Source organism: Pseudomonas sp. YuFO20, assembly GCF_035064975.1.
Taxonomy (GTDB): Bacteria; Pseudomonadota; Gammaproteobacteria; order Pseudomonadales; family Pseudomonadaceae; genus Aquipseudomonas; species Aquipseudomonas putida_AE.
Window position 1 is genome coordinate 14,720 of sequence record NZ_JAXDEO010000021.1, and the last position, 26,326, is coordinate 41,045.

21 protein-coding genes and 3 tRNA genes are annotated in these 26,326 nt (G+C 62.7%); 20 read left to right on the plus strand and 4 right to left on the minus strand.

Going from position 1 to position 26,326, the window contains the following annotated elements; genetic code table 11:
• Positions 1-146: 146 nt before the first annotated feature.
• The 20 genes from SOP85_RS13585 (at position 147) to SOP85_RS13680 (ending at position 21,328) form a co-directional block, all read left to right on the plus strand.
• Positions 147-914: a class I SAM-dependent methyltransferase gene (locus tag SOP85_RS13585; RefSeq protein ID WP_274075422.1), complete on the plus strand. Its 768-nt coding sequence runs from the start codon at positions 147-149 to the stop codon at positions 912-914.
• A 52-nt stretch (positions 915-966) separates the two neighbouring features.
• Positions 967-2,049 carry a 3-isopropylmalate dehydrogenase gene (leuB, locus tag SOP85_RS13590; protein WP_274075421.1) on the plus strand — a complete coding sequence of 361 codons (1,083 nt, stop codon included), beginning with the start codon at positions 967-969 and terminating at the stop codon, positions 2,047-2,049.
• 68 nt (positions 2,050-2,117) lie between these two features.
• Positions 2,118-3,230, plus strand: coding sequence for an aspartate-semialdehyde dehydrogenase (asd, locus tag SOP85_RS13595; protein ID WP_007975660.1), 1,113 nt, complete (start codon positions 2,118-2,120; stop codon positions 3,228-3,230).
• A gap of 244 nt (positions 3,231-3,474) precedes the next feature.
• Positions 3,475-4,485 (plus strand): aspartate-semialdehyde dehydrogenase, encoded by a 1,011-nt coding sequence (locus SOP85_RS13600; protein ID WP_274075420.1) that lies wholly within the window; start codon positions 3,475-3,477, stop codon positions 4,483-4,485.
• A gap of 177 nt (positions 4,486-4,662) precedes the next feature.
• Positions 4,663-7,347, plus strand: coding sequence for a FimV/HubP family polar landmark protein (locus tag SOP85_RS13605; protein ID WP_323627234.1), 2,685 nt, complete (start codon positions 4,663-4,665; stop codon positions 7,345-7,347).
• Between the two features lie 270 nt (positions 7,348-7,617).
• Positions 7,618-8,442 carry a tRNA pseudouridine(38-40) synthase TruA gene (gene truA / locus SOP85_RS13610; RefSeq protein WP_274075521.1) on the plus strand — a complete coding sequence of 275 codons (825 nt, stop codon included), beginning with the start codon at positions 7,618-7,620 and terminating at the stop codon, positions 8,440-8,442.
• 63 nt (positions 8,443-8,505) lie between these two features.
• Complete coding sequence (locus SOP85_RS13615) at positions 8,506-9,132, plus strand: phosphoribosylanthranilate isomerase (RefSeq protein ID WP_323627235.1); 627 nt, start codon at positions 8,506-8,508, stop codon at positions 9,130-9,132.
• Positions 9,133-9,317: 185 nt separating this feature from the next.
• Positions 9,318-10,238, plus strand: a complete 921-nt coding sequence (gene accD, locus SOP85_RS13620; protein WP_274075417.1) for an acetyl-CoA carboxylase, carboxyltransferase subunit beta — start codon at positions 9,318-9,320, stop codon at positions 10,236-10,238.
• The gene (folC, locus tag SOP85_RS13625; RefSeq protein ID WP_323627236.1) at positions 10,235-11,542 is read left to right on the plus strand and encodes a bifunctional tetrahydrofolate synthase/dihydrofolate synthase; all 1,308 of its coding nucleotides are present in this window, start codon (positions 10,235-10,237) and stop codon (positions 11,540-11,542) included. The genes accD and folC overlap by 4 nt, the downstream gene beginning before the upstream one ends.
• Entirely contained in the window at positions 11,526-12,194 is a 669-nt protein-coding gene (locus SOP85_RS13630; RefSeq protein ID WP_323606834.1) for an SPOR domain-containing protein, read from the plus strand. Before folC ends, SOP85_RS13630 begins: the two co-directional genes overlap by 17 nt.
• 98 nt (positions 12,195-12,292) lie before the next feature.
• Positions 12,293-12,853: a CvpA family protein gene (locus SOP85_RS13635; RefSeq protein WP_274075414.1), complete on the plus strand. Its 561-nt coding sequence runs from the start codon at positions 12,293-12,295 to the stop codon at positions 12,851-12,853.
• Between the two features lie 41 nt (positions 12,854-12,894).
• The gene (purF, locus tag SOP85_RS13640) at positions 12,895-14,400 is read left to right on the plus strand and encodes an amidophosphoribosyltransferase (RefSeq protein ID WP_274075413.1); all 1,506 of its coding nucleotides are present in this window, start codon (positions 12,895-12,897) and stop codon (positions 14,398-14,400) included.
• A 132-nt stretch (positions 14,401-14,532) separates the two neighbouring features.
• A complete protein-coding gene (locus SOP85_RS13645) occupies positions 14,533-15,744 on the plus strand; it encodes an O-succinylhomoserine sulfhydrylase (protein ID WP_323627237.1) in 1,212 nt (403 codons plus the stop codon).
• The gene (locus SOP85_RS13650; RefSeq protein WP_323627238.1) at positions 15,741-16,514 is read left to right on the plus strand and encodes an SDR family oxidoreductase; all 774 of its coding nucleotides are present in this window, start codon (positions 15,741-15,743) and stop codon (positions 16,512-16,514) included. The genes SOP85_RS13645 and SOP85_RS13650 overlap by 4 nt, the downstream gene beginning before the upstream one ends.
• Positions 16,515-16,766: 252 nt before the next feature.
• Positions 16,767-16,842: transfer RNA gene (locus SOP85_RS13655), tRNA-Val, on the plus strand.
• A gap of 53 nt (positions 16,843-16,895) precedes the next feature.
• A tRNA-Asp gene (locus SOP85_RS13660) sits at positions 16,896-16,972 on the plus strand.
• A gap of 92 nt (positions 16,973-17,064) precedes the next feature.
• Positions 17,065-17,141, plus strand: a tRNA-Asp gene (locus tag SOP85_RS13665).
• 246 nt (positions 17,142-17,387) lie between these two features.
• Positions 17,388-17,897, plus strand: coding sequence for a sigma-70 family RNA polymerase sigma factor (locus SOP85_RS13670; RefSeq protein WP_274075410.1), 510 nt, complete (start codon positions 17,388-17,390; stop codon positions 17,895-17,897).
• A complete protein-coding gene (locus tag SOP85_RS13675) occupies positions 17,894-18,838 on the plus strand; it encodes a FecR domain-containing protein (protein WP_323627239.1) in 945 nt (314 codons plus the stop codon). The genes SOP85_RS13670 and SOP85_RS13675 overlap by 4 nt, the downstream gene beginning before the upstream one ends.
• 66 nt (positions 18,839-18,904) lie before the next feature.
• Positions 18,905-21,328: a TonB-dependent receptor gene (locus SOP85_RS13680; protein WP_323627240.1), complete on the plus strand. Its 2,424-nt coding sequence runs from the start codon at positions 18,905-18,907 to the stop codon at positions 21,326-21,328.
• Between the two features lie 130 nt (positions 21,329-21,458).
• Here SOP85_RS13680 and aldA read toward each other — a convergent pair whose 3' ends face one another.
• Genes aldA through SOP85_RS13700 form a run of 4 tightly spaced genes read right to left on the minus strand, consistent with a single transcriptional unit; the run spans position 21,459 to position 26,239 of the window.
• Positions 21,459-22,892, minus strand: coding sequence for an aldehyde dehydrogenase (gene aldA / locus SOP85_RS13685; protein WP_323627241.1), 1,434 nt, complete (start codon positions 22,890-22,892; stop codon positions 21,459-21,461).
• A gap of 19 nt (positions 22,893-22,911) precedes the next feature.
• Entirely contained in the window at positions 22,912-23,712 is an 801-nt protein-coding gene (locus tag SOP85_RS13690) for an HpcH/HpaI aldolase/citrate lyase family protein (RefSeq protein WP_323627242.1), read from the minus strand.
• 14 nt (positions 23,713-23,726) lie between these two features.
• Positions 23,727-24,911: an L-rhamnonate dehydratase gene (gene rhmD, locus SOP85_RS13695; RefSeq protein ID WP_323627243.1), complete on the minus strand. Its 1,185-nt coding sequence runs from the start codon at positions 24,909-24,911 to the stop codon at positions 23,727-23,729.
• A gap of 32 nt (positions 24,912-24,943) precedes the next feature.
• Entirely contained in the window at positions 24,944-26,239 is a 1,296-nt protein-coding gene (locus SOP85_RS13700) for an MFS transporter (RefSeq protein ID WP_274075404.1), read from the minus strand.
• Between the last annotated feature and the right edge of the window lie 87 nt (positions 26,240-26,326).

The following is a 26,326-nucleotide window of genomic DNA, read 5'->3' on the forward strand; positions in this document are numbered from 1 at the left end:
TTGATTCAGGCAGGGCCGGCCTCTTCGCGAGCAAGCCCGCTCCCACATTGGATTTGTGGCGTAGACAAAACCCCTGTGGGAGCGGGCTTGCTCGCGAAGACGGCAGCTCAGACGACACAAGGCTAAACCCCAAAAAGGAAGTTCCCATGACCAGCACCGCCCAGCACAGCCAGGTAGTCCAGAAGCAATTCGGTGAACAGGCCGCGGCCTACCTGAGCAGCGCCGTACACGCTCAAGGCACCGAATTCGCGCTGCTACAGGCCGAACTGGCAGGGCAGGGCGAAGCTCGGGTCCTGGACCTGGGCTGTGGCGCTGGTCACGTGAGTTTCCAGGTGGCGTCGCTGGTCAAGGAAGTGGTGGCCTACGACCTGTCGCAACAGATGCTTGACGTGGTGGCCGCTGCCGCCGTCGATCGTGGCTTGAGCAACGTCACCACAGTCAACGGCGCCGCCGAACGCCTGCCGTTCGCCGATGGCGAGTTCGACTTCGTGTTCAGCCGTTATTCGGCACACCACTGGAGCGATCTCGGCCTGGCCCTGCGGGAAGTGCGGCGGGTATTGAAGCCGGGCGGTGTCGCGGCATTCGTCGACGTGTTGTCGCCGGGCAGTCCATTGTTCGACACTTACCTGCAAAGCGTCGAAGTGCTGCGCGACACCAGCCATGTGCGCGACTATAGCGCCGGTGAGTGGTTGCGCCAGGTCAGTGAGGCCGGGCTGCATACCCGCAGCACCACCCGTCAGCGGCTGCGTTTGGAATACAGCTCCTGGGTCGAGCGCATGCGTACCCCGCAGGTGATGCGCGCGGCGATCCGCGAATTGCAGCAGTCGATGGGCAACGAAGTACGCGAATATTTCGAGATTGAGGCCGATGGTTCGTTCAGCACGGATGTGCTGGTATTGATGGCCGAGCGATAGAATTTTTCCGGGCGCGCCCCCAGGGCGCACCGACTGATGACATGAGGAAAGCATGAGCAAGCAGATTCTGATTCTCCCAGGTGACGGTATTGGCCCGGAAATCATGGCCGAAGCGGTCAAGGTGCTGGAATTGGCCAGCGACAAGTTCGCCCTGGGCTTCGAGCTGAGCCACGACGTAATCGGCGGCGCGGCCATCGACAAGCACGGCGTGCCACTGGCTGACGAAACCCTGGAGCGTGCCCGCGCCGCCGACGCGGTATTGCTGGGCGCCGTGGGAGGCCCGAAATGGGACACCATCGAGCGTGACATCCGCCCTGAGCGCGGCCTGCTGAAAATCCGTGCGCAACTGGGCCTGTTCGGCAACCTGCGCCCGGCGATCCTCTACCCGCAACTGGCCGAGGCCTCCAGCCTGAAGCCGGAAATCGTTGCCGGCCTGGACATCCTGATCGTTCGCGAGCTGACCGGCGGTATCTACTTCGGCGCGCCACGTGGCACCCGTACCCTGGAAAACGGCGAGCGTCAGTCCTACGACACCCTGCCGTACAGCGAAAGCGAAATCCGCCGCATCGCCCGAGTCGGTTTCGACATGGCCATGGTCCGCGGCAAGAAGCTCTGCTCTGTGGACAAGGCCAACGTATTGGCCTCCAGCCAGCTGTGGCGTGAAATCGTCGAGGAAGTGGCCAAGGACTACCCGCAGGTCGAACTGAGCCACATGTACGTCGACAACGCCGCCATGCAACTGGTGCGCGCGCCGAAGCAGTTCGACGTGATCGTCACCGACAACATGTTTGGCGATATCCTGTCCGACCAGGCGTCGATGCTCACCGGTTCCATCGGCATGCTGCCGTCGGCGTCCCTGGACACCAACAACAAGGGCATGTACGAGCCGTGCCACGGTTCGGCGCCGGATATCGCAGGCCAAGGCATCGCCAACCCGTTGGCGACCATTTTGTCGGTCTCGATGATGCTGCGCTACAGCTTCAACCAGCAGGCCGCGGCCGATGCCATCGAGAAAGCCGTCAGCCTGGTGCTGGACCAGGGCTTGCGCACCGGTGACATCTGGTCGGCCGGTTGCACTAAAGTCGGTACGCAGGAAATGGGCGACGCAGTAGTCGCCGCGCTGCGGAATCTGTAATCTCTCGGGCCCGCTGCCGCTTTTACCCCCGGAAGCAGCGGCCCACTTTTCAAGAAGGTGTAGTTGCGATGAAACGTGTAGGTCTGATCGGTTGGCGCGGTATGGTCGGTTCCGTGCTCATGCAGCGGATGCTGGAAGAGCAGGATTTCGATCTTATCGAGCCGGTGTTTTTCACCACTTCCAATGTCGGTGGCCAAGGCCCGTCCGTGGGCAAGGACATTGCTCCGCTCAAGGACGCTTACAGCATTGAAGAGCTGAAAACCCTCGACGTGATCCTGACCTGCCAGGGTGGCGACTACACCAGCGAAGTGTTCCCGAAGCTGCGCGAAGCCGGCTGGCAGGGTTACTGGATCGACGCCGCTTCCAGCCTGCGTATGCAGGATGACGCGGTTATCGTCCTGGACCCGGTGAACCGCAAGGTCATCGACCAGCAGCTGGACGCGGGCACCAAGAACTACATCGGCGGCAACTGCACCGTCAGCCTGATGCTGATGGGCCTGGGTGGCCTGTTCGAGGCCGGCCTGGTGGAGTGGATGAGCGCCATGACCTATCAGGCGGCTTCCGGTGCCGGCGCGCAGAACATGCGTGAACTGATCAAGCAGATGGGTGCGACTCACGCCGCTGTCGCCGATCAACTGGCCGATCCGGCCAGCGCGATCCTCGACATCGACCGTCGTGTGGCCGAAGCCATGCGCAGCGACGCATACCCGACCGAAAACTTCGGCGTACCGCTGGCCGGCAGCCTGATCCCGTGGATCGACAAGGAACTGCCGAACGGTCAGAGCCGTGAAGAGTGGAAGGCCCAGGCCGAAACCAACAAGATCCTCGGTCGCTTCAAGAGCCCGATCCCGGTGGATGGCATCTGCGTGCGCATCGGCGCCATGCGCTGCCACAGCCAGGCGCTGACCATCAAGCTGAACAAAGACGTGCCGATCGCCGATATCGAAGGGCTGATCAGCCAGCACAACCCTTGGGTCAAGCTGGTGCCGAACAGCCGCGAAACCAGCATTCAGGAGCTGAGCCCGAACAAGGTCACCGGCACCCTGAACATCCCGGTAGGCCGTCTGCGCAAGCTGAACATGGGCTCGCAGTTCGTCGGCGCGTTCACCGTCGGCGACCAGCTGCTGTGGGGCGCGGCCGAACCGCTGCGTCGCATGCTGCGGATCCTGCTCGAGCGTTGATCGTTTGATGCAATGAAAAACCCGCGCCTTGCGAGAGGCGCGGGTTTTTTTATTCCGGGTTTCTCGGTTGTCTGGTCTGGCCCCTTCGCTGGCAAGCCAGCTCCTACAAGGACAGCGCAATCCCTGTAGGAGCTGGCTTGCCAGCGAAGGGGCCATAACGGGCGCCGAAGGGCTCGCCCGAATTGCCTGTACATCCACCACCCGGTAAAGTGCCGCTCCCCCCGTTTCGCCAGAGGTAAAACCCATGAGCCAGACCATTGATATTGCCGTGATCGGCGCCACCGGTACTGTCGGCGAAACGCTGGTGCAGATTCTCGAAGAGCGCGATTTCCCGATCGGCACCCTGCATTTACTGGCCAGCAGCGAATCCGCCGGCAGTTCGGTGCCTTATCGCGGCAAGAACGTGCGGGTGCGCGAAGTCGATGAGTTCGACTTCAGCAAGGTTCAGCTGGTGTTTTTTGCCGCCGGTCCCGCCGTGACATTGAGTTATGCCGCCCGTGCCACCGCCGCCGGTTGCTCGCTGATCGACCTCTCCGGCGCCTTGCCGGCCGACCAGGCGCCACAGGTGGTCCCGGAAGCGAATGCGCAGGTGCTGGCCGGCCTGAAAAAGCCATTTCAGGTCAGTAGCCCGAGCCCGTCGGCCACCACCCTGGCAGTCGTGCTCGCCCCCTTGCTGGGTTTGCTCGATTTGCAGCGCATCAACCTGACCGCCAGCCTGGCAGTGTCGGCCCAAGGCCGCGAAGCCGTGACCGAACTGGCCCGGCAAACCGCCGAACTGCTCAATGTGCGCCCACTGGAGCCAACCTTCTTTGACCGGCAGATGGCATTCAACCTGCTGGCCCAGGTTGGCAAGCCAGATGAGCAGGGCCACACCGTGCTGGAAAAGCGCCTGGTGCGCGAGCTGCGCCAGGTCATGGCGCTGCCTTCTTTGAAGATTTCCGTGACTTGCATTCAAGCCCCGGTGTTTTTTGGCGATAGCTATAGCGTGACTCTGCAATCCGCGAGCGACATCGATCTGGTCAAGGTCAATGCCGCACTCGAAGACGCGCCCGGCATCGAGCTGGTGGAAGCCGGCGACTACCCGACAGCGGTCGGTGATGCCGTGGGGCAGGATGTGGTCTACGTTGGTCGGGTGCGCCTGGGGATCGACGAACCGTCGGAACTTAATCTGTGGCTGACGTCAGATAACGTACGCAAAGGCGCGGCCCTCAATGCTGTGCAGCTGGCCGAGTTGTTGATAAAAGACCTGCTGTAAAAGATACTTCCAAACGAGCGCCATGCCTGGCCGTAATGCCGAAGGCGAGCCACCCTGCAGGGCGTTGCAGGGCATGCATGAAACGATCGCGCGCGGCGACCTTCGCCCGCGCGCAATGCCTTACGGCAGCGGCTACCTACCTCGCTGGCCGAGGAATGTAAAAACTAAGGATAAGCTATGGTTCAAGTTCGCAAACTGGTGTTAGCAATAGCGGCCGCCTCGGCGCTGTCCTCCGGTATGGCGCATGCCCTCGGGCTTGGGGAACTGACCCTGAAATCGACGCTGAACCAGCCGCTGGTGGCGGAAATCGAGTTGCTCGACGTCAAGGAACTCACCGCCGCCGAAGTGGTGCCGAGCCTGGCTTCACCAGAAGATTTCGCCAAGGCCGGTGTCGACCGCCAGGCGTTTCTCAACGACCTGACCTTTACCCCGGTGCTCAACGCCAGCGGTAAAAGCATCCTGCGCGTGACCTCCAGCAAGCCCCTGAGCGAACCGATGGTGAAATTCCTGGTTCAGGTGATGTGGCCCAACGGTCGTCTGCTGCGCGATTACAGCGTATTGCTCGATCCGTCCAAATTCTCGCCGCAGACCGCTGACGCGGCTGCGCAGCCTGCACCTGTTCAAACCGGTACAACGCCCGTCACCGGTGCGACTCCACCGGCTGAATACACCACCACAAAGCGCGATACCCTGTGGGAAATCGCCGCGAAGGCTCGCAATGGCGGTTCGATCCAGCAAACCATGCTCGCCATCCAGGCGCTGAACCCGGATGCCTTCATCGATGGCAACATCAACCGGCTCAAGACCGGCCAGGTGCTGCGTCTGCCGGATCAGACCCAAACCACGAGCCTGCCGCAAGCCAAGGCCATCGCCGAAGTGGCTGCACAAAACACCGCCTGGCGTCAGGGGCGTCGTTATGTCGCCAAGCCGGGTACTGGCCAGCAGCAGCTCGATGCGACCAATCGCGGTCGCGGTGAAGCACCTTCGGCACAAGCCGCCCAGGACAAGCTGAGCCTGGTGTCCGCCGAATCCGGCAAGGCCGGTGCCAAGGGCGCCGCGGGCGATGCCAAGGCCTTGAACAACCAGCTGGCGGTGACCCAGGAAAGCCTCGATACCAAGCGCCGTGACAGCGCTGAACTGAAAAGCCGCATGACCGATCTGCAAAGCCAGATGGACAAGCTGCAACGTCTCATCGAGCTGAAGAACAACCAACTGGCCAAATTGCAGGCCGACGGTGCGGCCGGGGCGCCTGCGGAGACTGCAACCGTTGCGGCGATCCCGGCTGAGCCGGCGACCGATCCTGCGGCAACGCCTGCCGAAGCGCCGGCGCCAGCCGAAGCGACAGCGCCCACGGCAGACCCGGCTGCAGCGACGCCTGAAGCCCCTGCTGCTCCAACTGCGGCTCCGGCCGACACTCCGATCGAACCGAAGCCTGCTGCCTCCAACGATCAGAAATTCAACGAGCTGCTGACCAATCCGTTGCTCTTGGGCCTGGCGGGTGGCGGGGCAATCGTGGTGCTGCTGTTGCTGCTGTTGCTGGCCCGTCGCCGCAAAGCCCAGCAGGAAGCCGAAAAACACCTGCGCATGGCCCGCGCCCTGGCAGAAGAGCAGGAGTTCTCCAGCGAGCTTGACCTGTCCAAAGGCATCTTCGAGGACCTGGACGTCGAGCCGCCGACCCCGAAACTGGCCACGGCACCCGCTCCAGCGCCAGCTCCAGCCCCGGTGATTGCCCCGGTTGTAGTCACGCCGCCGATTGCTGCACCCTTGGTATCGCCCGCCGCCGAGCATTCCGACGACGTGCTGGGCCGGGCGCAGTCGCACATCGACGGTGGTCGCCTGAATCAGGCCGCCGCGCTGCTGGAAGAGGGCGTCAAGCAGGAGCCGCAACGCAGCGAGTTGCGCCTTAAGCTGATGGAAGTCTACGGCTTGCAGGGTGACCGCGACGCGTTCGTGGTCCAGGAGCGGCAGTTGGTGGCCAACGGCGACAACTATGCCCAGGTCGAAAAACTCAAGAGCCGTTTCCCGGCCATGGCACTGGTCGCTGCCGGCGGTATTGCCGCTGCCGCCGCTGCTGCGGAACTGGACGCGCAGTACGTCAAGGATCTGTTGCTCGACGAGCCGCAATCGCCGGCTGCGGCCGATGACGATTTCGACAGCGCTTTCGACCTGAGCCTGGATGACCTGGAAAATGTCACGCCGGTCACGGTTGCGCCAGAGCCAGAGCCAGCGCCGGAGCCATTGCCAGAGCCAGCACCGGAAGCAACCCTGGCCGATCTGGAAGACTTCCCCCAGGATGATGACCTGAGTTTCGAGTCGGTCTTGCAGCAACAGACTGAAATCAAGGAAAACCTCGATGACCTGTCGGAGTTCGACCTGGACATGGATCTTGGTGGCGAGCCTTCGCCGGCGATCCTGGCCGAGGACGATTTCCTGCTGAGCCTGGACGAAGACATCAAGGACCTGCCGACCGCGCCAGTACCGGACGTGCCACAAGTGACCCTCGACGATCTGGACCTACCGGCCGATTTCGACTTGTCGCTGGCCGATGAAATGGACGAAACGCCGCCTGCGCAGGCGTTCAGCACTGAGCTGGATGACGTCAGCGCCGAACTGGACGACCTGTCCCGGAGCATCAGCGAGCCGAGCTTCACGGTAGATGACGCCCTGGCCACCGTGGATGACGAGCCGGAGTTCGATTTCCTGTCCGGCACAGACGAAGTCGCCACCAAGCTCGACCTGGCCCAGGCCTATATCGACATGGGCGACAACGATGGTGCCCGCGACATCCTCAACGAGGTGGTGACCGAAGGCGACGACGGCCAGAAGAGCGAAGCCAGGGAAATGCTGGCGCGTCTGGCTTGAGTCATTTGTTGCAAGCAGAACGGCAGCCCATCGAGGCTGCCGTTTTTGTTTGCGGGTGATGTGATGGTGCCTGTGGTGCCGCTATCGCCAGCAGGCTAGCTCCCACACAAACCCCTTGTGGGAGCCAGCCTGCTGGCGATGGAGCCATCCCATTCACCGCAGGAACCTCTGTTGTACTGGCGTCCTCGTCTGGCCGCCTTATAATGCCCCCCTTTGCGCACATCAGCAGGCTGTCCCTCCTTGGCAAACATAGATAACCCGGCCGCCGAAATGGCGGCCGACGGCTTTTTCCGGATCGCGTTGGGCGTTGAATACAAGGGCTCGCGTTATCGTGGCTGGCAGCGCCAGGCCTCGGGCGTGCTCACGGTGCAGGAAACCCTCGAAAACGCCTTGTCCAAGGTGGCCGACTCGCCCGTTTCGCTGCTCTGCGCCGGGCGCACCGATGCCGGCGTGCACGCCTGTGGCCAGGTCGTGCACTTCGACACGCAGGTCGAGCGTTCGATGAAGGCCTGGGTCATGGGGGCCAATATCAATCTGCCCCACGATGTCAGCGTCAGTTGGGCCAAGGTCATGCCGGCGCATTTCCATGCCAGGTTCAAGGCCATTGCCCGGCGCTATCGCTATGTGATCTACAACGACCAGATCCGTCCGGCGCACCTGAACGAAGAAATCACCTGGAACCACCGCCCGCTGGATGTCGAGCGCATGGCCGAAGCGGCCCGCTACCTGGTGGGCACCCACGATTTCAGCGCCTTCCGTGCCGGCCAGTGCCAGGCCAAGTCGCCGATCAAGGAGCTTCATCACCTGCGCGTCACGCGTCACGGCAAGATGATCGTGCTGGATATCCGTGCCAGCGCCTTCCTGCACCACATGGTGCGCAACATTGCCGGCGTACTGATGACCATCGGTTCCGGCGAGCGTCCGGTGGAGTGGATGAAGGAAGTGCTGGAGAGCCGTATTCGCCGTTCCGGCGGGGTGACAGCGCATCCGTTCGGCCTGTATCTGGTGCAGGTCGAGTACCGTGACGAGTTCCAGCTGCCGGAGCGTTTCATTGGCCCACATTTCCTCACCGGTTTCAGCGAACTTGACGGCTGACGCCTTCGAACGCTTTTGTTACCATCCGGGACTTTCTCGGATTTGCCGTGGGGATTAATCGACATGTCAGCCGTTCGCAGCAAGATTTGCGGGATTACCCGCATAGAGGATGCGTTGGCGGCGGTCGAGGCCGGGGCCGATGCCATCGGCTTCGTGTTCTACGCCAAGAGCCCGCGGAACGTGACGTTCCAGCAGGCGCGCGCGATCATCAAGGCGTTGCCGCCGTTCGTCACCACCGTGGGCCTGTTCGTCAACGCCAGCCGTTGCGAGCTGGGAGAAATCCTCGACGCGGTGCCGCTGGACCTGTTGCAGTTCCATGGCGATGAAAGTTCTGAGGACTGCGAAGGCTGGCATCGTCCGTACATCAAGGCCCTGCGGGTCAAGGCCGGGGACGATATCGCGGCAGCTTGCGACGCTTATCCGGGTGCCAGCGGTATTTTGCTCGACGCCTATGTCGAAGGTGTTCCCGGTGGAACCGGTCAGGCGTTCGACTGGTCATTGATACCGCAAGGCTTGAGCAAGCCGATCATCCTGGCGGGCGGCCTGACCCCGGAAAACGTCGCCGAGGCGGTGACGCGGGTTCGACCGTATGCGGTGGATGTCAGTGGCGGGGTAGAGGCGAGCAAGGGCATCAAGGATCACGCAAAGATTCAGGCATTCATCAAGGCAGTCCGTGGCACCTTGATGTGACGGCTGGCAGACTGCCGCCGTCCACTGCACTGTACAAAACGGCTGAGGATTGATGGGCTGTACGCAGGTCACGCTTCACTGACCCGGCACCCATCGAACATCGCCGCACACATGAATTTAGCTCAAGGGCATACGCGGGGCTGCGAACCAGAGCGTTCGGGCCGCCGGTACTGGAGAAAGAAAGCATGAGCAACTGGTTAGTAGACAAACTGATCCCTTCGATCATGCGTTCCGAGGTCAAGAAGAGCTCGGTGCCTGAAGGTCTTTGGCACAAATGCCCGTCTTGCGAGGCTGTGCTGTATCGTCCGGAGCTGGAAAAGACCCTGGACGTTTGCCCCAAGTGCAATCACCACATGCGAATCGGCGCACGCGCGCGCATCGACATCTTCCTCGATGCCGAAGGTCGTACCGAACTGGGCGCCGACCTGGAGCCGGTTGACCGCCTGAAATTCCGCGACGGCAAAAAGTACAAGGATCGCCTGACCGCGGCGCAGAAGCAGACCGGCGAAAAAGACGCGCTGATCTCGATGAGCGGTACCCTGCTGGGCATGCCGGTGGTGGTGTCGGCGTTCGAATTCTCCTTCATGGGTGGTTCGATGGGCGCCATCGTCGGTGAGCGCTTCGTGCGCGCCGCCAACTACGCCCTGGAAAATCGCTGCCCGATGATCTGCTTCTCCGCCTCCGGTGGCGCGCGGATGCAGGAAGCCCTGATCTCCCTGATGCAAATGGCCAAGACCTCGGCGGTCCTGGCGCGTCTGCGTGAAGAAGGCATTCCGTTCATCTCCGTGCTGACCGACCCGGTCTACGGTGGTGTTTCCGCCAGCCTGGCGATGCTGGGCGACGTGATCGTCGGCGAGCCGAAAGCCCTGATCGGCTTTGCCGGCCCGCGCGTGATCGAGCAGACCGTGCGCGAAAAACTGCCGGAAGGCTTCCAGCGCAGCGAGTTCCTGCTGGAGCACGGCGCGATCGACATGATCATTCACCGTCAGGAACTGCGGCCGCGCCTGGGTAACCTGCTGGCGCAAATGATGGGCCTGCCGACGCCGAAATTCGTCGCTGCACCCATCGAGCCAATCGTCGTTCCACCGGTACCTGCCAACCTATGACCGAACGTACCCTTGGCGAGTGGCTCGCCTACCTTGAGCAGTTGCACCCTTCGGCCATCGACATGGGCCTTGAGCGCTCGCAGCAGGTAGCGTCCCGTATGGGACTGGGCAAGCCGGCGCCTCGGGTGATCACGGTCACCGGCACCAATGGCAAGGGCTCGACCTGTGCGTTCGTGGCGTCATTGCTGCGGGCGCAGGGCCTGAACGTCGGTGTCTACAGTTCTCCGCACCTGCTGCGTTACAACGAGCGGGTGCAGGTCAATGGCGTCGAAGCTACTGACGCCGAGCTGTGCCGGGCTTTCACGGCGGTCGAGGCCGGCCGCGGCGACACATCCCTGACCTATTTCGAGATGGGTACCCTGGCAGCGTTCTGGCTGTTTCAACAGTCCAGGCTCGACGCCGTGGTGCTGGAAGTCGGCTTGGGCGGGCGTCTGGACACGGTCAACGTGGTGGACGCCGACATGGCGCTGGTCACCAGCATTGGCGTCGATCATGCGGATTACCTGGGTGATACCCGTGAGTCCGTGGCTTTCGAGAAGGCCGGCATCTTCCGTCAGGGCGCGCCCGCGCTCTGCGGTGACCTGAATCCCCCGCAACCCCTGCTGGACAAGGCGCGCGAGCTCAACTGCCCGTTTTTCCTGCGTGGGCGCGATTTCGACCTGGGTGTGACTGACCACGGCTGGCAGTGGCGTGGTGTTGACGCGCAAGGGCGTGCAGTCGAGCTGCGCGACCTGCCGTTGCTCGACCTGCCGATGGAAAACGCCGCCTTGGCGTTGCAGGCCTATCTGCTGCTCGGTTTACCTTGGGTGCAGGCGCAGATTGTCCAGGCGCTGCAAGCGACGCGGATGGTCGGTCGTCTCGATCGCCGGCAGGTCGAGTGGCAGGGCAAGCGCCTTAACTTGTTGCTGGATGTGGGGCATAACCCCCATGCCGCTGAGTACCTGGCCCGTCGCCTGGTCAGCCGACCACCGGCTGGCAAGCGCCTGGCGGTGTTCGGATTGCTGGCGGACAAGGATCTGGATGGTGTTATTGGCGAATTGAGTGCTAGTGTCGAGCACTGGGCCGTTGCGCCGCTGGATTCGCCGCGGGCGCGACCGGTGGCCGACTTGCGCGAGGCGCTGGACAAGCGCGGTGCTGCGGTGACGTCCTATGACAGCGTGGCCGCCGCCCTGGAAGGGCAGTGTGCGCAGGCGACGAGCGACGACGAGATTCTGTTGTTCGGATCATTCTATTGTGTTGCCGAGGCCCTCGAGTGGCTGGCCCGGCGCTCCACGGAGGAAGCGGCAAATGGCATTGCTGGATAAGGCTTACAAGCAGCGCATGGTCGGCGCCCTGGTTCTGGTGGCGTTGGCCGTGATTTTCCTGCCGATGCTGTTTTCCCGCCAGGACGAGCAGCGCCAGGTGACGGTCCAGGCCCCGGCGGCGCCGCAAGCGCCGGTGATGCCGCAAGTGCAGGTGGAGCCGGTGGTGGTGCCTGAACCCCAGGCCCTGCCGCAGGAGCCCGTGCCGAGCGACGAGGAAATCGCCCAGCAGGAAGCGCCGGTTGCACCGGTTGCGCCTGCCGCTCCGGCGCCTGCCGTCAAACCGGTCACACCGCCCCCGGCACCTGCGCCCGTCCCGGCGCTGGCTGCCAAGCCTGCCACGGCGCCGTCGCAACCGATCAGCGCCGCACCGGGCAAGCCGGATACCACGCAAAGCCGTGTCGACGCCAATGGCCTGTCGGTCAGCTGGTCGGTGCAACTGGCCAGTCTGGCCAACCGTGAGAGTGCGGAAAAGCTGCAGAAAACCCTGCGCAGCCAGGGTTACAATGCCTACATCCGCACTGCCGATGGCAAGAATCGGGTGTTCGTCGGGCCGCTGATCGAGCGTGCAGAAGCCGATCGCCTGCGCGACTTGCTGAACCGCCAGCAGAACCTCAAGGGCTTTGTCGTGCGCTTTCAGCCAGAGCGTGGCTAAATCTATCGACACGATTTGAAATGCACTGACAATCGCAGCTTACCGATAAGCATGGGCTCTGCTAAAATGCGCCGCCTTATCCGTCTGTAGGCTGCACTGTGCCATTTACCTGGGTTGACTGGGCGATCGTTGCAATCGTCGCCATCTCCGCATTGATCAGTCTGAGCCGCGGCTTCGTCAAGGAAGCACTGTCGCTCGTGACCTGGATCATCGCAGGAGCCGTTGCCTGGATGTTTGGTGGCTCATTGTCCGAGTACCTCGCCGGATACATCCAGACCCCATCGGCTCGTATAATCACGGGCTGTGCCATCATGTTTGTCGCCACGCTGATCGTAGGCGCAATGATCAATTATCTTATCGGCGAGTTGGTTCGCGTCACCGGGTTGTCCGGGACCGATCGATTCCTCGGCATGGCCTTCGGCGCGGCGCGTGGCGTGTTGCTGGTGGTCGTGGCGGTCGGGCTGTTGAGCCTGGGGCCGGTACAGCAGGACGGGTGGTGGAAAGAGTCCCAGCTCGTGCCAAGATTTTTATTGGTCGCCGACTGGTCCAAGAACCTGATTCTCGGGTGGAGCAGTCAGTGGCTTGCCAGCGGTATCAGCGTACCCGCTGATATACCGTTCAAGGAGCAGCTCTTACCGATGGCCAAAACGCCTCAGTGAGTGTTGTTCAGTTCAGATCCATTAAGTAGGGGTTGCGTCGCATGTGTGGCATCGTCGGTATCGTCGGTAAGTCGAACGTCAATCAGGCGCTGTATGACGCGCTAACCGTCCTCCAGCACCGCGGCCAGGACGCTGCCGGTATCGTGACCAGCCATGATGGCCGGTTATTCCTGCGCAAGGACAACGGCCTGGTGCGTGACGTGTTCCAGCAGCGTCACATGCAGCGCCTGGTCGGCCACATGGGCATTGGCCATGTGCGCTATCCGACCGCGGGCAGCTCGACCTCGGCCGAAGCTCAACCGTTTTACGTCAACTCGCCTTACGGCATCACCCTGGCGCACAACGGTAACCTGACCAACGTTGAACAGCTGGCCAAGGAGATTTACGAATCTGACCTGCGCCACGTCAACACCAGCTCCGATTCGGAAGTACTGCTGAACGTGTTCGCACACGAGCTGGCCCAGCGCGGCAAGCTGCAGCCGACCGAAGAAGACGTGTTCGCTGCCGTTACCGACGTGCACAACCGCTGCGTCGGTGGCTACGCGGTAGTGGCCATGGTGACCGGCTACGGCATCGTCGGTTTCCGCGACCCGCACGGCATCCGCCCGATCGTGTTCGGCCAGCGTCACACCGACGAAGGCGTCGAGTACATGATCGCCTCCGAGAGCGTGTCCCTGGACGTGCTCGGTTTCACCCTGATCCGCGACCTGGCACCGGGCGAAGCGGTCTACATCACCGAAGACGGCAAGCTGCACACCCGTCAGTGCGCGACCAACCCGTCCCTGACCCCGTGCATCTTCGAACACGTCTACCTGGCGCGTCCGGACTCGATCATCGATGGCGTGTCGGTGTACAAGGCCCGCCTGCGCATGGGCGAGAAGCTCGCCGAGAAGATCCTGCGCGAACGTCCTGATCACGACATCGACGTGGTCATCCCGATCCCGGACACCAGCCGCACCGCGGCCCTGGAGCTGGCGAACCACCTGGGCGTGAAATTCCGCGAAGGTTTCGTGAAGAACCGCTACATCGGCCGGACCTTCATCATGCCGGGCCAGGCTGCGCGGAAAAAATCCGTACGCCAGAAGCTCAACGCCATCGAACTGGAATTCCGCGGCAAGAACGTGATGCTGGTGGACGACTCGATCGTGCGCGGCACCACCTGCAAGCAGATCATCCAGATGGCACGCGAAGCGGGCGCCAAGAACGTCTATTTCTGCTCCGCAGCCCCGGCCGTGCGTTTCCCGAACGTCTACGGCATCGACATGCCGAGCGCCCACGAGCTGATCGCCCACAACCGTTCGACCCAGGACGTTGCGGACCTGATCGGCGCCGACTGGCTGATCTATCAGGACCTGCCTGACTTGATCGAAGCGGTCGGTGGCGGCAAGATCAAGATCGAGAACTTCGATTGCGCGGTGTTCGACGGCAAGTATGTGACCGGCGACGTCGACGAGGCTTACCTGAACAAGATCGAGCAGGCACGTAACGATGCCTCCAAGGTCAAGACCCAGGCGGTCAGCGCGATCATCGATCTGTACAACAACTGAGTAAAGCCGGCCTTGTAGGATCGAGGCTTGCCCGCGAAGCTTTTGGCGTATCCAAAGGACCCTTCGCGGGCAAGCCACGCTCCTGCAGGGCCGGTTTCGTATCTACTACCGAATAAGGCAAGGAGTGACAGCATGAGTCAGGATTGGGATGCCGGTCGGTTGGACAGCGACCTCGAAGGCGTAGCGTTCGATACCCTGGCCGTACGTGCCGGTCAGCACCGTACGCCGGAAGGCGAACACGGTGATCCGATGTTCTTCACTTCCAGCTATGTATTCCGCACCGCTGGCGACGCCGCCGCACGTTTTGCCGGCGAAGTGCCGGGTAACGTCTACTCGCGCTACACCAACCCGACCGTACGTGCCTTCGAAGAGCGCATTGCCGCCCTGGAAAGCGCCGAGCAAGCCGTGGCCACCGCCACCGGCATGGCCGCGATCATGGCGGTGGTGATGAGCCTGTGCAGTGCCGGCGACCACGTGCTGGTGTCGCGCAGCGTATTCGGCTCGACCATCAGCCTGTTCGAGAAGTACTTCAAGCGCTTCGGCGTCGAAGTCGACTACGTGCCCCTGGCGGACCTGTCCGGCTGGGACGCGGCGATCAAGACCAACACCAAGTTGCTGTTCGTCGAATCGCCGTCCAATCCGCTGGCTGAACTGGTCGATATCGCCGAACTGGCGAAAATCGCGCACGCCAAGGGCGCGATGCTGGTGGTCGACAACTGCTTCTGCACCCCGGCGCTGCAACAGCCGCTGAAACTGGGTGCGGACATCGTCGTGCACTCGGCGACCAAGTTCATCGACGGCCAGGGCCGTTGCATGGGCGGTGTCGTGGCCGGGCGCAGCGAGCAGATGAAAGAAGTGGTTGGCTTCCTGCGCACCGCCGGGCCGACCCTGAGCCCGTTTAACGCCTGGATCTTCCTCAAGGGCCTGGAAACCCTCAACCTGCGGATGAAGGCCCATTGTGCCAACGCCCAGGAGCTGGCCGAGTGGCTGGAACAGCAGGACGGCATCGAGAAAGTCCATTACGCCGGTCTCAAGAGCCATCCGCAGCACGAGCTGGCCCTGCGTCAGCAGAAGGGCTTCGGCGCGGTAGTGAGTTTCGAGGTCAAGGGCGGCAAAGAGGGCGCCTGGCGCTTCATCGATGCGACCCGCCTGATTTCGATCACGGCGAACCTGGGCGACAGCAAGACCACCATCACCCACCCGAGCACCACCTCCCACGGCCGCCTGGCGCCCCAGGAGCGTGAAGCTGCGGGCATCCGTGACAGCCTGATCCGCATTGCGGTCGGCCTGGAAGACGTGGCAGACCTGCAAGCCGACCTGGCGCGCGGGTTGGCTGCCTTGTGATCGAGTTGTCCACGCCACCGGGTTCCAATGGCCGTGTTGCACTGGTGACCGGTGCAGCGCGGGGCATCGGCCTGGGTATTGCGGCCTGGTTGATCAGCGAAGGCTGGCAAGTGGTGCTCACGGACCTGGATCGCGATCGTGGCTCGAAGGTGGCGAAGGTGCTGGGCGACAACGCCTGGTTCATCGCCATGGACGTCTCCAACGAAGGGCAGGTGGCCCTGGGCGTTGCCGAGGTGCTGGGGCAGTTCGGGCGCCTGGATGCGTTGGTGTGCAATGCAGCGGTGGCCGATCCGCATAACATCACCCTGGAAAGCCTCGACCTGGCTTACTGGAATCGGGTGCTGGCGGTGAACCTCAGTGGGCCGATGCTGTTGGCCAAGCACTGTGCGCCGTACCTGCGGGCCCATAGCGGGGCGATCGTCAACCTGGCCTCGACCCGCGCCGGGCAGTCGGAACCGGACACCGAGGCCTATGCCGCGAGCAAGGGCGGTTTGTTGGCCCTGACTCACGCACTGGCGATCAGTCTTGGTCCGGAGATTCGGGTCAATGCCGTGAGCCCCGGCTGGATCGATGCGCGGGACCCTTCGCTGCGTCGTGCCGAGCCGCTAACCGATGCCGACCATGCCCAGCATCCGGCGGGCAGGGTAGGGACGGTTGAGGATGTGGCGGCGATGGTGGCCTGGCTGCTGTCGAAGAATGCTGGTTTTGTCACTGGCCAGGAGTTTGTGGTCGATGGCGGCATGACCAAGAAGATGATTTACAGCGAGTAGATCGGTTCTTTCCTCAGGCATTGATGTTGAATGTACCGCCGTCTTCGCGAGCAAGCCCGCTCCCACAGTGGACTGCGTTTTGCCTGAAGAAACGCGGTTCACTGTGGGAGCGGGCTTGCTCGCGAAAGCGGTCTGAAGGTTTGCAACCCTTGTAAGTGATGCCACGATTTTGTCTTTTTCAGAAAAACTTCAATCCTGCTATTGACTTAGGTTCGCTACCTGCGTAAATTTCGCGGCCTCGGAGATGCAGACGGGTGATTAGCTCAGCTGGGAGAGCGTCTGCCTTACAAGCAGAATGTCGGCGGTTCGATCCCGTCATCACCCACCACTTCCGAGAAACTTGCGAAAGCAAGCCGTAGGCTGAAATGCCTGCACCGACGCGCAGCGGTAGTTCAGTCGGTTAGAATACCGGCCTGTCACGCCGGGGGTCGCGGGTTCGAGTCCCGTCCGCTGCGCCATATTTTCCGAGTCAGGCCTGCCTGGCTCGAGATTGAAAAGCTACTGAGTTTTCAATCAGACGAGTTACTTGAGCATCTGCTCAAAGCGATACGCAGCGGTAGTTCAGTCGGTTAGAATACCGGCCTGTCACGCCGGGGGTCGCGGGTTCGAGTCCCGTCCGCTGCGCCATATCTGCTCCAAGGCCCACTGAACGCCTTGGAGCTACGAAGAAAGCCACTGGCTACTTCGAGTCGATAGCAAAGACCCTGGTCGAAAGACCGGGGTTTTTTGTTTCTGGAATATGCCTTTTTCTCCTCGATGACGCTTGCCGTCCAATCTTTCTGCGCATCCGCTGCATAAAGCACTTGGTGCTGCCTCGCGACATTAATTAGAATCACTCTCATTTACGATAACGCCTGGCACAGGGTTCTTCAGATGAGTGATGCAGCGATGGCGAAGGAGCAAACCCTTCACGACCTGTACCGCGATCACCGTAGCTGGCTTGAGAGCTGGCTGAGGCGACGCATGGGCAACGCTTGTGATGCGGCGGACCTGAGCCAGGATACCTTCTTGCGTTTGCTCGCCAGCTCCCAGCGCATTGCCGACCTGCAAGAGCCCCGTGCCTATCTGCTGACGGTGGGCAAACGCCTGCTGAGCAATTTCTACCAACGGCGCAGTCTGGAACAGGCTTACCTGAGTGCGTTGGCGTCCCTGCCCGAAGAATGTGCGCCGTCCCCGGAACAGCGTTGGCTGCTGCTGGAAACCCTGCAAGCGCTGGACGAATTGCTCGATGGTTTGCCCAGGGCCGTGCGCCGGGCGTTTCTCTGGAGTCAGCTCGAGGGCTTGACCTACCAGCAGATCGCCGAGCGCCTGTCGGTGTCGGAACGTACGATCAAACGCTACATGGCCCAAGCCTATGAGCATTGCCTGTTGGTGGACCTGTGAACAGCCCGGCGGCCGACGTTCGCCAGGCCGTGCGCGCCGCCGCGCAGTGGCTGGCGTTGCTCGAGTCTGGAGGTGCCACCGATCAGGACCGGGCGAACCTGCAACGCTGGCGCGACAGCTGCCGCAGTCATGAACACGCCTGGCAAAAGGCCCAGGCCTTGCGCCAGCGCTTTGCCGACCTGCCTCCCGCGCTGGCCATGAGCAGCCTCGATCGCCCCGATCCTGCGCGACGCGTAGTGCTCAAACGCGCATTGGGCGCGGTGGCGCTGGTGCCGGCAGCCTGGCTGATCAGCCGGCAATTGCCCCTGGACGTCTGGCGCGCCGACCTGCACACCGCCACCGGCGAGCGCAAGCAGGTACCCCTGGCCGATGGCAGTGTCCTGCAGCTCAATACGGCCAGCGCCGTCGATGTGGATTTGCCGAATCGTCGGGTGAAACTGGTGGAGGGCGAAATGTCGCTGAAGGTGCCGGGTGCATCGCCCTTGATGATCCAGACCCGGTTCGGTCAGGTGACCGTCAGTCAAGGCGAAGCCTGCGTGCGCCAGGGCAGCCGCGGATGCCGGGTATCGGTGTTCAGCGGTGCCGTGCAGTTGCAACCCTTGCAGGGCGCGGCGCTGACGTTGCGCGCGGGCCAGCAGGTCGATCTGCAAGCGGCAGGTGCCGCCGCGATACAGGCTTTTGATGTGTTGCAACCCGGCTGGCGCGAAGGCGTATTGATGGCCAGCAACCAGCCACTGGGGGAATTCCTGCGCGAACTCGACAGCTATCGACCGGGTGTCCTGCGTTGGGCGCCGGAACTCGAAGCGCTGCGGGTCACTGGCAGTTTCCGCCTGGACGACACCGATCGCATCCTCGCGCTGCTCGCGGCCAGCCTGCCGCTGGAGGTGCAAATGCGTACTCGCTATTGGGTAACGCTGACGCCGCGCAAAAAAGTTGCGTGAAGCCTGTCCCCTTTTTTCGACTCGCTTGTCATTCAAGGCAACTGAACGCACAAGAGAGCCTTTTCAATGCCCGCCGTAAAGTCTTGCCGTCCACGCCCGGCGTCGTCCGGTCTGCGCCCGTTGTTGCGCCTGAGCCTGATGTTGAGCCTGAGTGCCAGCCCGATCTTCATCACCCATGCCTGGGCCGAAGACGCCACTCGTCGCAGTTATCAGGTGCCGGCCGGCAGCCTGAGCGATGCGCTCACCCGGTTCGCCGGCCTGGCCGGGGTCAACCTGTCGGTGGATCCGGCGCTGGTCAGCGGTCGCAGCAGTGCGGGACTTTCCGGTACCTATGGGGTGGAGGAGGGCTTCGTGCGCCTGTTGCAGAATTCCGGCCTGCAACTGCAACCGGTGGGCGAGCAGGCGTACATCCTGATTCCCGAACCATCGGGCAGCAGCCTGCAACTGGGCGCCACTTCCATTTACGCGACAGCGGGTGACGCCGTCGACCCGGTGTACGCCGGTGGCCAGGTTGCACGCCGTGGCTCGCAAGGCTTGCTCGGCTCGCAAGACTTCATGGAAACGCCGTTCAGCATGACCACCTACACCAGCGAGGCGGTGAAAAACCTTCAGGCGCGTACCCTGGGCGACCTGGTGGCCAGCGATCCTTCGGTACGCGCGACCAATCCGGCGGGAGGGCGTTATGAGCAGTTCACCATTCGCGGACTCAGCCTGTTCAACAGCGATGTTTCCTACAACGGCCTGTACGGTGTCCTGCCGACCTATACCATCGACATGGAGATGGCCGACCGCGTCGACATCCTCAAGGGCCCCAGCCAGCTGGTCAACGGCATCTCGCCACGGGGCAGCGTGGGCGGCGGAATCAACGTGGTGCCAAAGCGAGCGACCGACCAGCCGATCACCTCGTTCACCGGCAGTTACGCCTCCAACAACCAGCTTGGCGGTGCCGTGGATGTAGGCCGGCGCTTTGGTGAGGAGGACATGTTCGGCATTCGTTTCAACGGCGTGAAGCAGTCTGGCGACACCGACTGGGATCACCAGAGCGTCGACCGCGAGATGGCGGTGCTGGGCCTGGATTTTCGCGGTGACCGCCTGCGCCTCTCGACCGACATCGGCCACACCGAACGTGATACCGATGCCCCCCAGGAGCGCGTGCAGATTGGCGTCAACGCGAAGGTGCCGAATGCCAGCGATGTCCGCGACAACTATGCGCAGCCCTGGAGCCAGGCGCGCACCACGGACACTTTCGGCACGCTGAACGGTGAATTCGATGTCAGCGATTCAGTGCTGTTGTACGGCGGTGTGGGCGCGCGCAAAAGCAACCATGACTTTCTCAGGCATGCCGTTGCGGTCACCAACGATGCGGGTGATTTCAGTGTGCTGCCGCGGGACTTCACCCGCGACGAAAACGTGCGCACGGCCACGGCCGGCGTGCGCAACTGGTTTCATACCGGCCCGGTCAGCCATCAGGTCAACCTGGCGGCCAGCTATTTCTACATGGACTTCGAGAATGGCGGCGCCCGTTACGCTGCGGCCCCCAGCAACCTTTACGACCCCGTGGAAACCCCGACACCCGAACGGCCCACGCGCTTCGACCCAGAGGTCTATACCGAGAACCGCTTCAGCAGCGTGGCCTTGTCCGACACCCTGGGCTTCTTCGATGACCGGCTGCTGCTGACCCTCGGCGGCCGCTGGCAGCGGGTGCAAGTGGACGACTGGTCGGATGACGTCAAGGGCGACACCGCCTATGACGAGGAAAAATTCTCGCCATCGGGTGGCATCCTGTTCAAGGCCACCGACAAATTATCTGTGTACGCCAACTACATGGAAGGCCTGAGCCAGGGCAAGATCGCCCCGTCCACCTCGGTCAACGAGGATGAGATCTTCCCGCCGTTCATCAGTCGCCAGGTCGAGGTCGGCGCCAAGTACGACGCCGGTGCGTTCGCGGTCACCGCTGCGGTGTTCCGGATCAAGCAACCGGCCTACGAGACCAACGCCACGACCCGGGTCTTCGGCCCCAACGGCAAGCGGCAGAACGATGGTGTGGAGCTGAGCGTGTTCGGCGAACCGCTCGACGGATTCCGGCTGCTCGGTGGGGTGATGTACATCGACAGCGAGTTGAACGACACCACCAATGGCACCTTCGACGGCAACCGCGCGCCGGCCACGCCGAAGTACAACGTCAACCTGGGCGCCGAGTGGGACGTGCCGAACGTCCAGGGCCTGACCCTGACCAGTCGCGGCATCTACTCCAGCTCGCAGTACCTGGACCAGTCCAACAACAAGGAAATCGATTCGTGGGAGCGTTTCGACGTGGGCGCGCGGTATGCGTTCAGGGTTGATGAAAAGACCATCACCGTGCGGGGCAATATCGAGAACGTGGCGGACAAGCGCTACTGGAGTTCGGCGGGGGCTTCGGATGACAGTGAGCCGGGGTTGACGCTGTCGACGCCGCGGACCTATTTGCTGTCGGCGACTGTGGACTTCTGATGGTCTTGTGTTGACTGATCTGACGTCTTCGCGAGCAAGCCCGCTCCCACATTTGATTGTGTGTTCGACACAGAAACCAATGTGGGAGCGGGCTTGCTCGCGAAGGCGGCATCAGCAACACCGCAGATATTCAGCCCTGCAGATACACCGCATGAGTATGGGTGTACTCATACAACCCATGCTTGCCATCCGCCCCGCCAATCCCCGATTTACGCACCCCGGCATGAAACCCCTGCATCGCTTCGAAGTTCTCGCGATTGACGTAGGTTTCGCCAAAATCCAGCTCGCGCATGGCGTGCATGGTCATGCTCAAGTCGCGGGTGTAGATCGACGAGGTCAGGCCATAGTCGCAGTCGTTGGCCAGGGCGATGGCTTCATCCAGGTCATCGACGATCTGGATCGGCAGCACCGGACCGAAGATTTCCTCGCGCATGATCTCCATGTCGGCGCGGCAGCCCGCCAGGACCGTGGGCTGGAAGTGAAAGCCGTTCGGCAGGTCGGCAACCTGCCCGCCGCTGATCAGGCTGGCGCCCTGGCTCAGTGCTGTACGGACTTTACGGTTGACGCTGTCCAGGCCCTGGCGATTGATCAGCGGGCCCATCTCCACATCGGGTTGCGCAATCGGGTCGCCATAGCGGGTCGCGCTCATGGCGGCGGCGATGCGCTCGATGAATTGATCCGCCACCTTGCGTTCGACATACACCCGCTCGGCGCAATTGCACACCTGGCCGCTGTTGATGATCCGCGAATCGCGAATGGCCTTCACCGCCAGGTCCAGGTCGGCATCCGCCAGCACGATGGCCGGGGCCTTGCCACCCAGTTCCAGATTGAGCTTGGTGATGTTCGGTGCGGCGGCGGCCATGATCCGTGAACCGGTGGTGACGCTGCCGGTGAAACTGATCATGTCCACGCCTTTGTGCCCGCTGAGCGCCGCGCCAACCTGGCCGTCACCGCAAACCACGTTGAACACACCGGGCGGCAGGTCGGTTTCTGCCACCAATCGGGCGAACTCGAAGCAGTTGTTCGGCGTTTCTTCACTCGGTTTGATGACGATGGTGTTGCCGGTCAGCAGGGCGGGGGCCATCTTGCGAGCGATCAGGAAGAACGGGAAATTCCACGGCAGGATCCCCGCCACCACCCCCAGGGGTTTGCGGAACAGGAAGATGTTTTCGTTCTGGCGGTCGCTGGTGATGATTTCACCTTCGATGCGCCGCGCCCACTCGGCCATGTAGTCGAGGTAGTCGGCGGTGAAGTTGACTTCGACTTCGGCCAGGCCGCTGATCTTGCCTTGTTCCAGGGTGATGGTGCGCGCCAGGTGCGCAACGTTTTCCCGCAGTTTGGCGGCGATGCGGCGCAGGTAGCCGGCGCGCTCATTCGCCGGCTTGCGCGCCCAGTCCTTTTGCGCGGAGCGCGCCGCAGCGAGAGCGCGATCGACGTCTTCGGCATTCGACGCCGGCACCTTCGACAACAAGGCACCGGTGGCCGGGTTGATCACGTCAATGTGGGCAGCGCTGGCCACGAACTGGCCGTTGATGAAGTTTTCGTAAACAGGCACGGATGACATGGAACGACTCCTTGGCTGATCAGTAGGTACGCGACGGCGCGTGTTCGGTGGCCGGTGTGCGGTAGCGGGCGAGGGTGGCCATGGCGCTCTGGCGCAGCAGGCTGATGTCGATGGCCACGGCGATGAACTGGCAGCCCCAGCCCTGATAGCGCCGCGCGTCTTCTTCATTGGGTGCGAGGATGCCGCAGGCCTTGCCGGCCGCCAGCGTCGCGTTGACCGCGTGTTGAATGCGTTCCTGAACTTCCGGGTGACCGGGATTGCCGGCATGGCCCAGACCAATGGACAGATCCGCCGGGCCGATGAACACCGCGTCGACGCCTTCGACGGCGGCAATGGCTGCGACGTTTTCCACGCCGAGCCGCGATTCCACCTGCACGATCAGGCACAGCTGTTCATGGGCGGTGTTCAGGTAATCCGGCACGCCGTCCCAGCGAGTGGCGCGGGTCAGGCCGCCGCCGACGCCACGGATGCCGTGGGGTGGGTACCGCATGGCGCGGACCAGGGCCTGGGCCTGTTCGGCGGTTTCGACCATCGGGATCATCAGCGTCTGCGCACCGATATCCAGCAACTGCTTGATCAGGTTGGCGTCGCCATTCACGGCGCGCACGATGGGTGCCGTGGGGTAGGGCGCCACGGCCTGCAATTGGGCGAGTACGCCGGGCACGGTATTGGGTGCGTGTTCACCGTCGATCAGCATCCAGTCATAACCGGTGGTGGCGACGATCTCGGCGCCGTAGCCGGTGGCGAACCCGGCCCAGATGCCATATTGCGGCGCAGGTTTGTTCAGGGCGGCCTTGAAAGCGTTGTGCGGCATGTTCATCACGAACTCCTGGCTCAGCGGCTATACGGCCGATGCAGTTGGCATTCCGGGTTGAGGGTCACGCCGAATCCCGGCTGGTCGAGTGCCGACAGGCGCATGCGACCGTTCACCGGTACCGGTTCGCCGAGCAATTGCGGATGGAACATCGGCACCACTTCGTCGGCTTTGGGCGCCATCATCAGGAATTCGGCGATCGGGCTGTTATGCCGGGTGGCCACGAAGTGATAGCTGTACACCGACGAGCCGTGGGGAATGACCAGGGCGTTGTGGGCGTCGGCCAGGGCCGAGATCTTCACCAGTTCGGTGAGGCCGCCGCACCAGCCGACATCCGGCTGGATGATGTCGCAGCAGCCCATCTCCAGCAGCATGCGGAAGCCCCAGCGGGTGGCTTCATGTTCGCCGGTGGTCACCAGCATGCCTTTGGGCACGTTGTTGCGCAGGGCCGCGTAGCCCCAGTAATCGTCCGGCGGCAGGGCTTCTTCGATCCACTTCAAGCCATGTTCGTGGGCGCCGACCGCCAGTCTGGTGGCGTAGTTGAGGTCCAGGCTCATCCAGCAATCGAGCATCAGCCAGAAGTCCGGCCCGACCCGTTCGCGCATGGTCGCCAGTTCTTCGAGGTTCTTGCGCAGGCCTTCCTCGCCTTCGGCCGGGCCATGGTGCAGCGGCATCTTGCCGCCGATAAAACCCATTTTCTGCGCCAGGTCCGGGCGGGCGCCGGTGGCGTAGAACTGCAATTCATCGCGCACCGCGCCGCCGAGCAACTGGTGCACCGGCTCCTGGCGGATCTTGCCGAGCAAGTCCCACAGCGCCAGGTCGACCCCGGAAATCGTGTTGATCACGATGCCTTTGCGCCCGTAATACAGGGTCGATTGGTACATCTGGTCCCAGATCTTTTCGATGTCGGTGACTTTCGCGCCTTCGAGGAAGCGCGCCAGGTGTTTCTCGACGATGTAGGCGGCCGGCTCGCCGCCCGTGGTCACCGCAAAACCGACCGTGCCGTCGCTGGCTTCGATCTCCACCACCAGGGTGCCGAGCACGTTGATGCCGAAGGTGCGGCGGCTCTGGCGGTACTCCGGGTATTTGCTCATCGGCGTGGCAATGTGATCGTCGATCCAGTGGCCATCGGCCTGATCGTGGTAATCCGCGCCGCCGCCTCGCAGAGTGAAAGCGCGGACGTGCTTGATGGTTGGAATGCCCATGGTGTGATTCCTTTTTTTAACGGCGGTCAGGTTTAAACGGTGGCCGGTTTGTTCGAAGCTTCATGCCCGGGCGAACGCACGCCCAGGACCAGCAGCGCGGCGATGACGGTGGTGGCGGACAGCAGGTACAGGCCGGCTGCCGGAGAATGGAAGGCGCCTTCGGCCCAGTTCTTCAGCACCGGGGCGATGAAGCCGCCGAGGGCACCGAACGAGTTGATCAGGGCGATGCCGGCCGCCGCGGCGCTGCCGGCGAGGTAGCTGGAAGGGAAGGTCCAGAACACCGGTTGCACGGCGATGAAACCGGACGCGGCGAAGCACAGCGCGACGATGCCCAGGAACGGACTGCTGAAGGTCACCGAGCAGGCGATACCGGCGGCGGCCATCAGCAGGGTCAGGCTGGCGGTGCGGCGGCGTTCGCCGGTGCGGTCGCTGTAGCCGGGAATCAGGTAAGCCGCCACCAGCGCGCAAATCCATGGGATCGCCGTGACCAGCCCGACCATCAGCCCGACCTTGGTGCCCAGCAATCCGCCGACCTGGGTCGGCAGGTAGAACACCACGCCGTAGACGCTGGCCTGGATCAAGAGGTAGATCAGGCACAGGTACAGCACCGACGGCTGGCAGATCACGTTGAGCAGGCTGCGACCGTGATTCTGTTTGTGGCTGTCTTCCTGATCGAGCAGGTTCTGCACCTGCTGGCGTTCTTCGACCGTCAGCCACTTGGCGTCCGCCGGGCGGTTGTCCAGGTAAAAGTACGCCCAGATGCCTACCGCCGTGGCCATCAAGCCTTCAACGGCGAACAGCCACTGCCAGCCGTGGAAGCCGACAAAGCCGTCCAGCTCCAGCAGCAGGCCGGACAACGGGCTGCCGAAGATGAACGCCAGCGGCGCGCCGAAGTAGAAGAAACCCATGGCCTTGCCGCGCACGGCGCTGGGGAACCAGTAGGTGAGGTAGAGGATCACGCCGGGAAAAAATCCGGCTTCGGCCACGCCCAGCAGGAAGCGCAGGATGTAGAAGCTGGTTTCGGTGTGGGCGAAGACCATGGCCGCGGAGACCAGGCCCCAGGTGACCATGATCCGGCACATCCACAAACGGGCGCCGACGCGGTGCAGGATCAGGTTGCTCGGCACTTCGAGCAGGGCATAACCGACGAAGAACACCCCGGCGCCGAAGGCGAAGGCGGCGTCACTGATATTGGTATCGGCCTGGAAGGCTTGCTTGGCGAACCCGACGTTGGCGCGGTCGAGGAAGGCCATGATGTACATCAGCAGGAGAAACGGGAGCAGCCGCCAGGAAATCTTGGCGAGCAGAGGCGCGGGTAGAGTCTTCATCGCGGTTTTCCTTTGGTAGGGCATTTGTTCTTATGGGGAAGACTGTACGGCCGCTGATCGATGCGTTACAAATCGAATCTAGCTAAC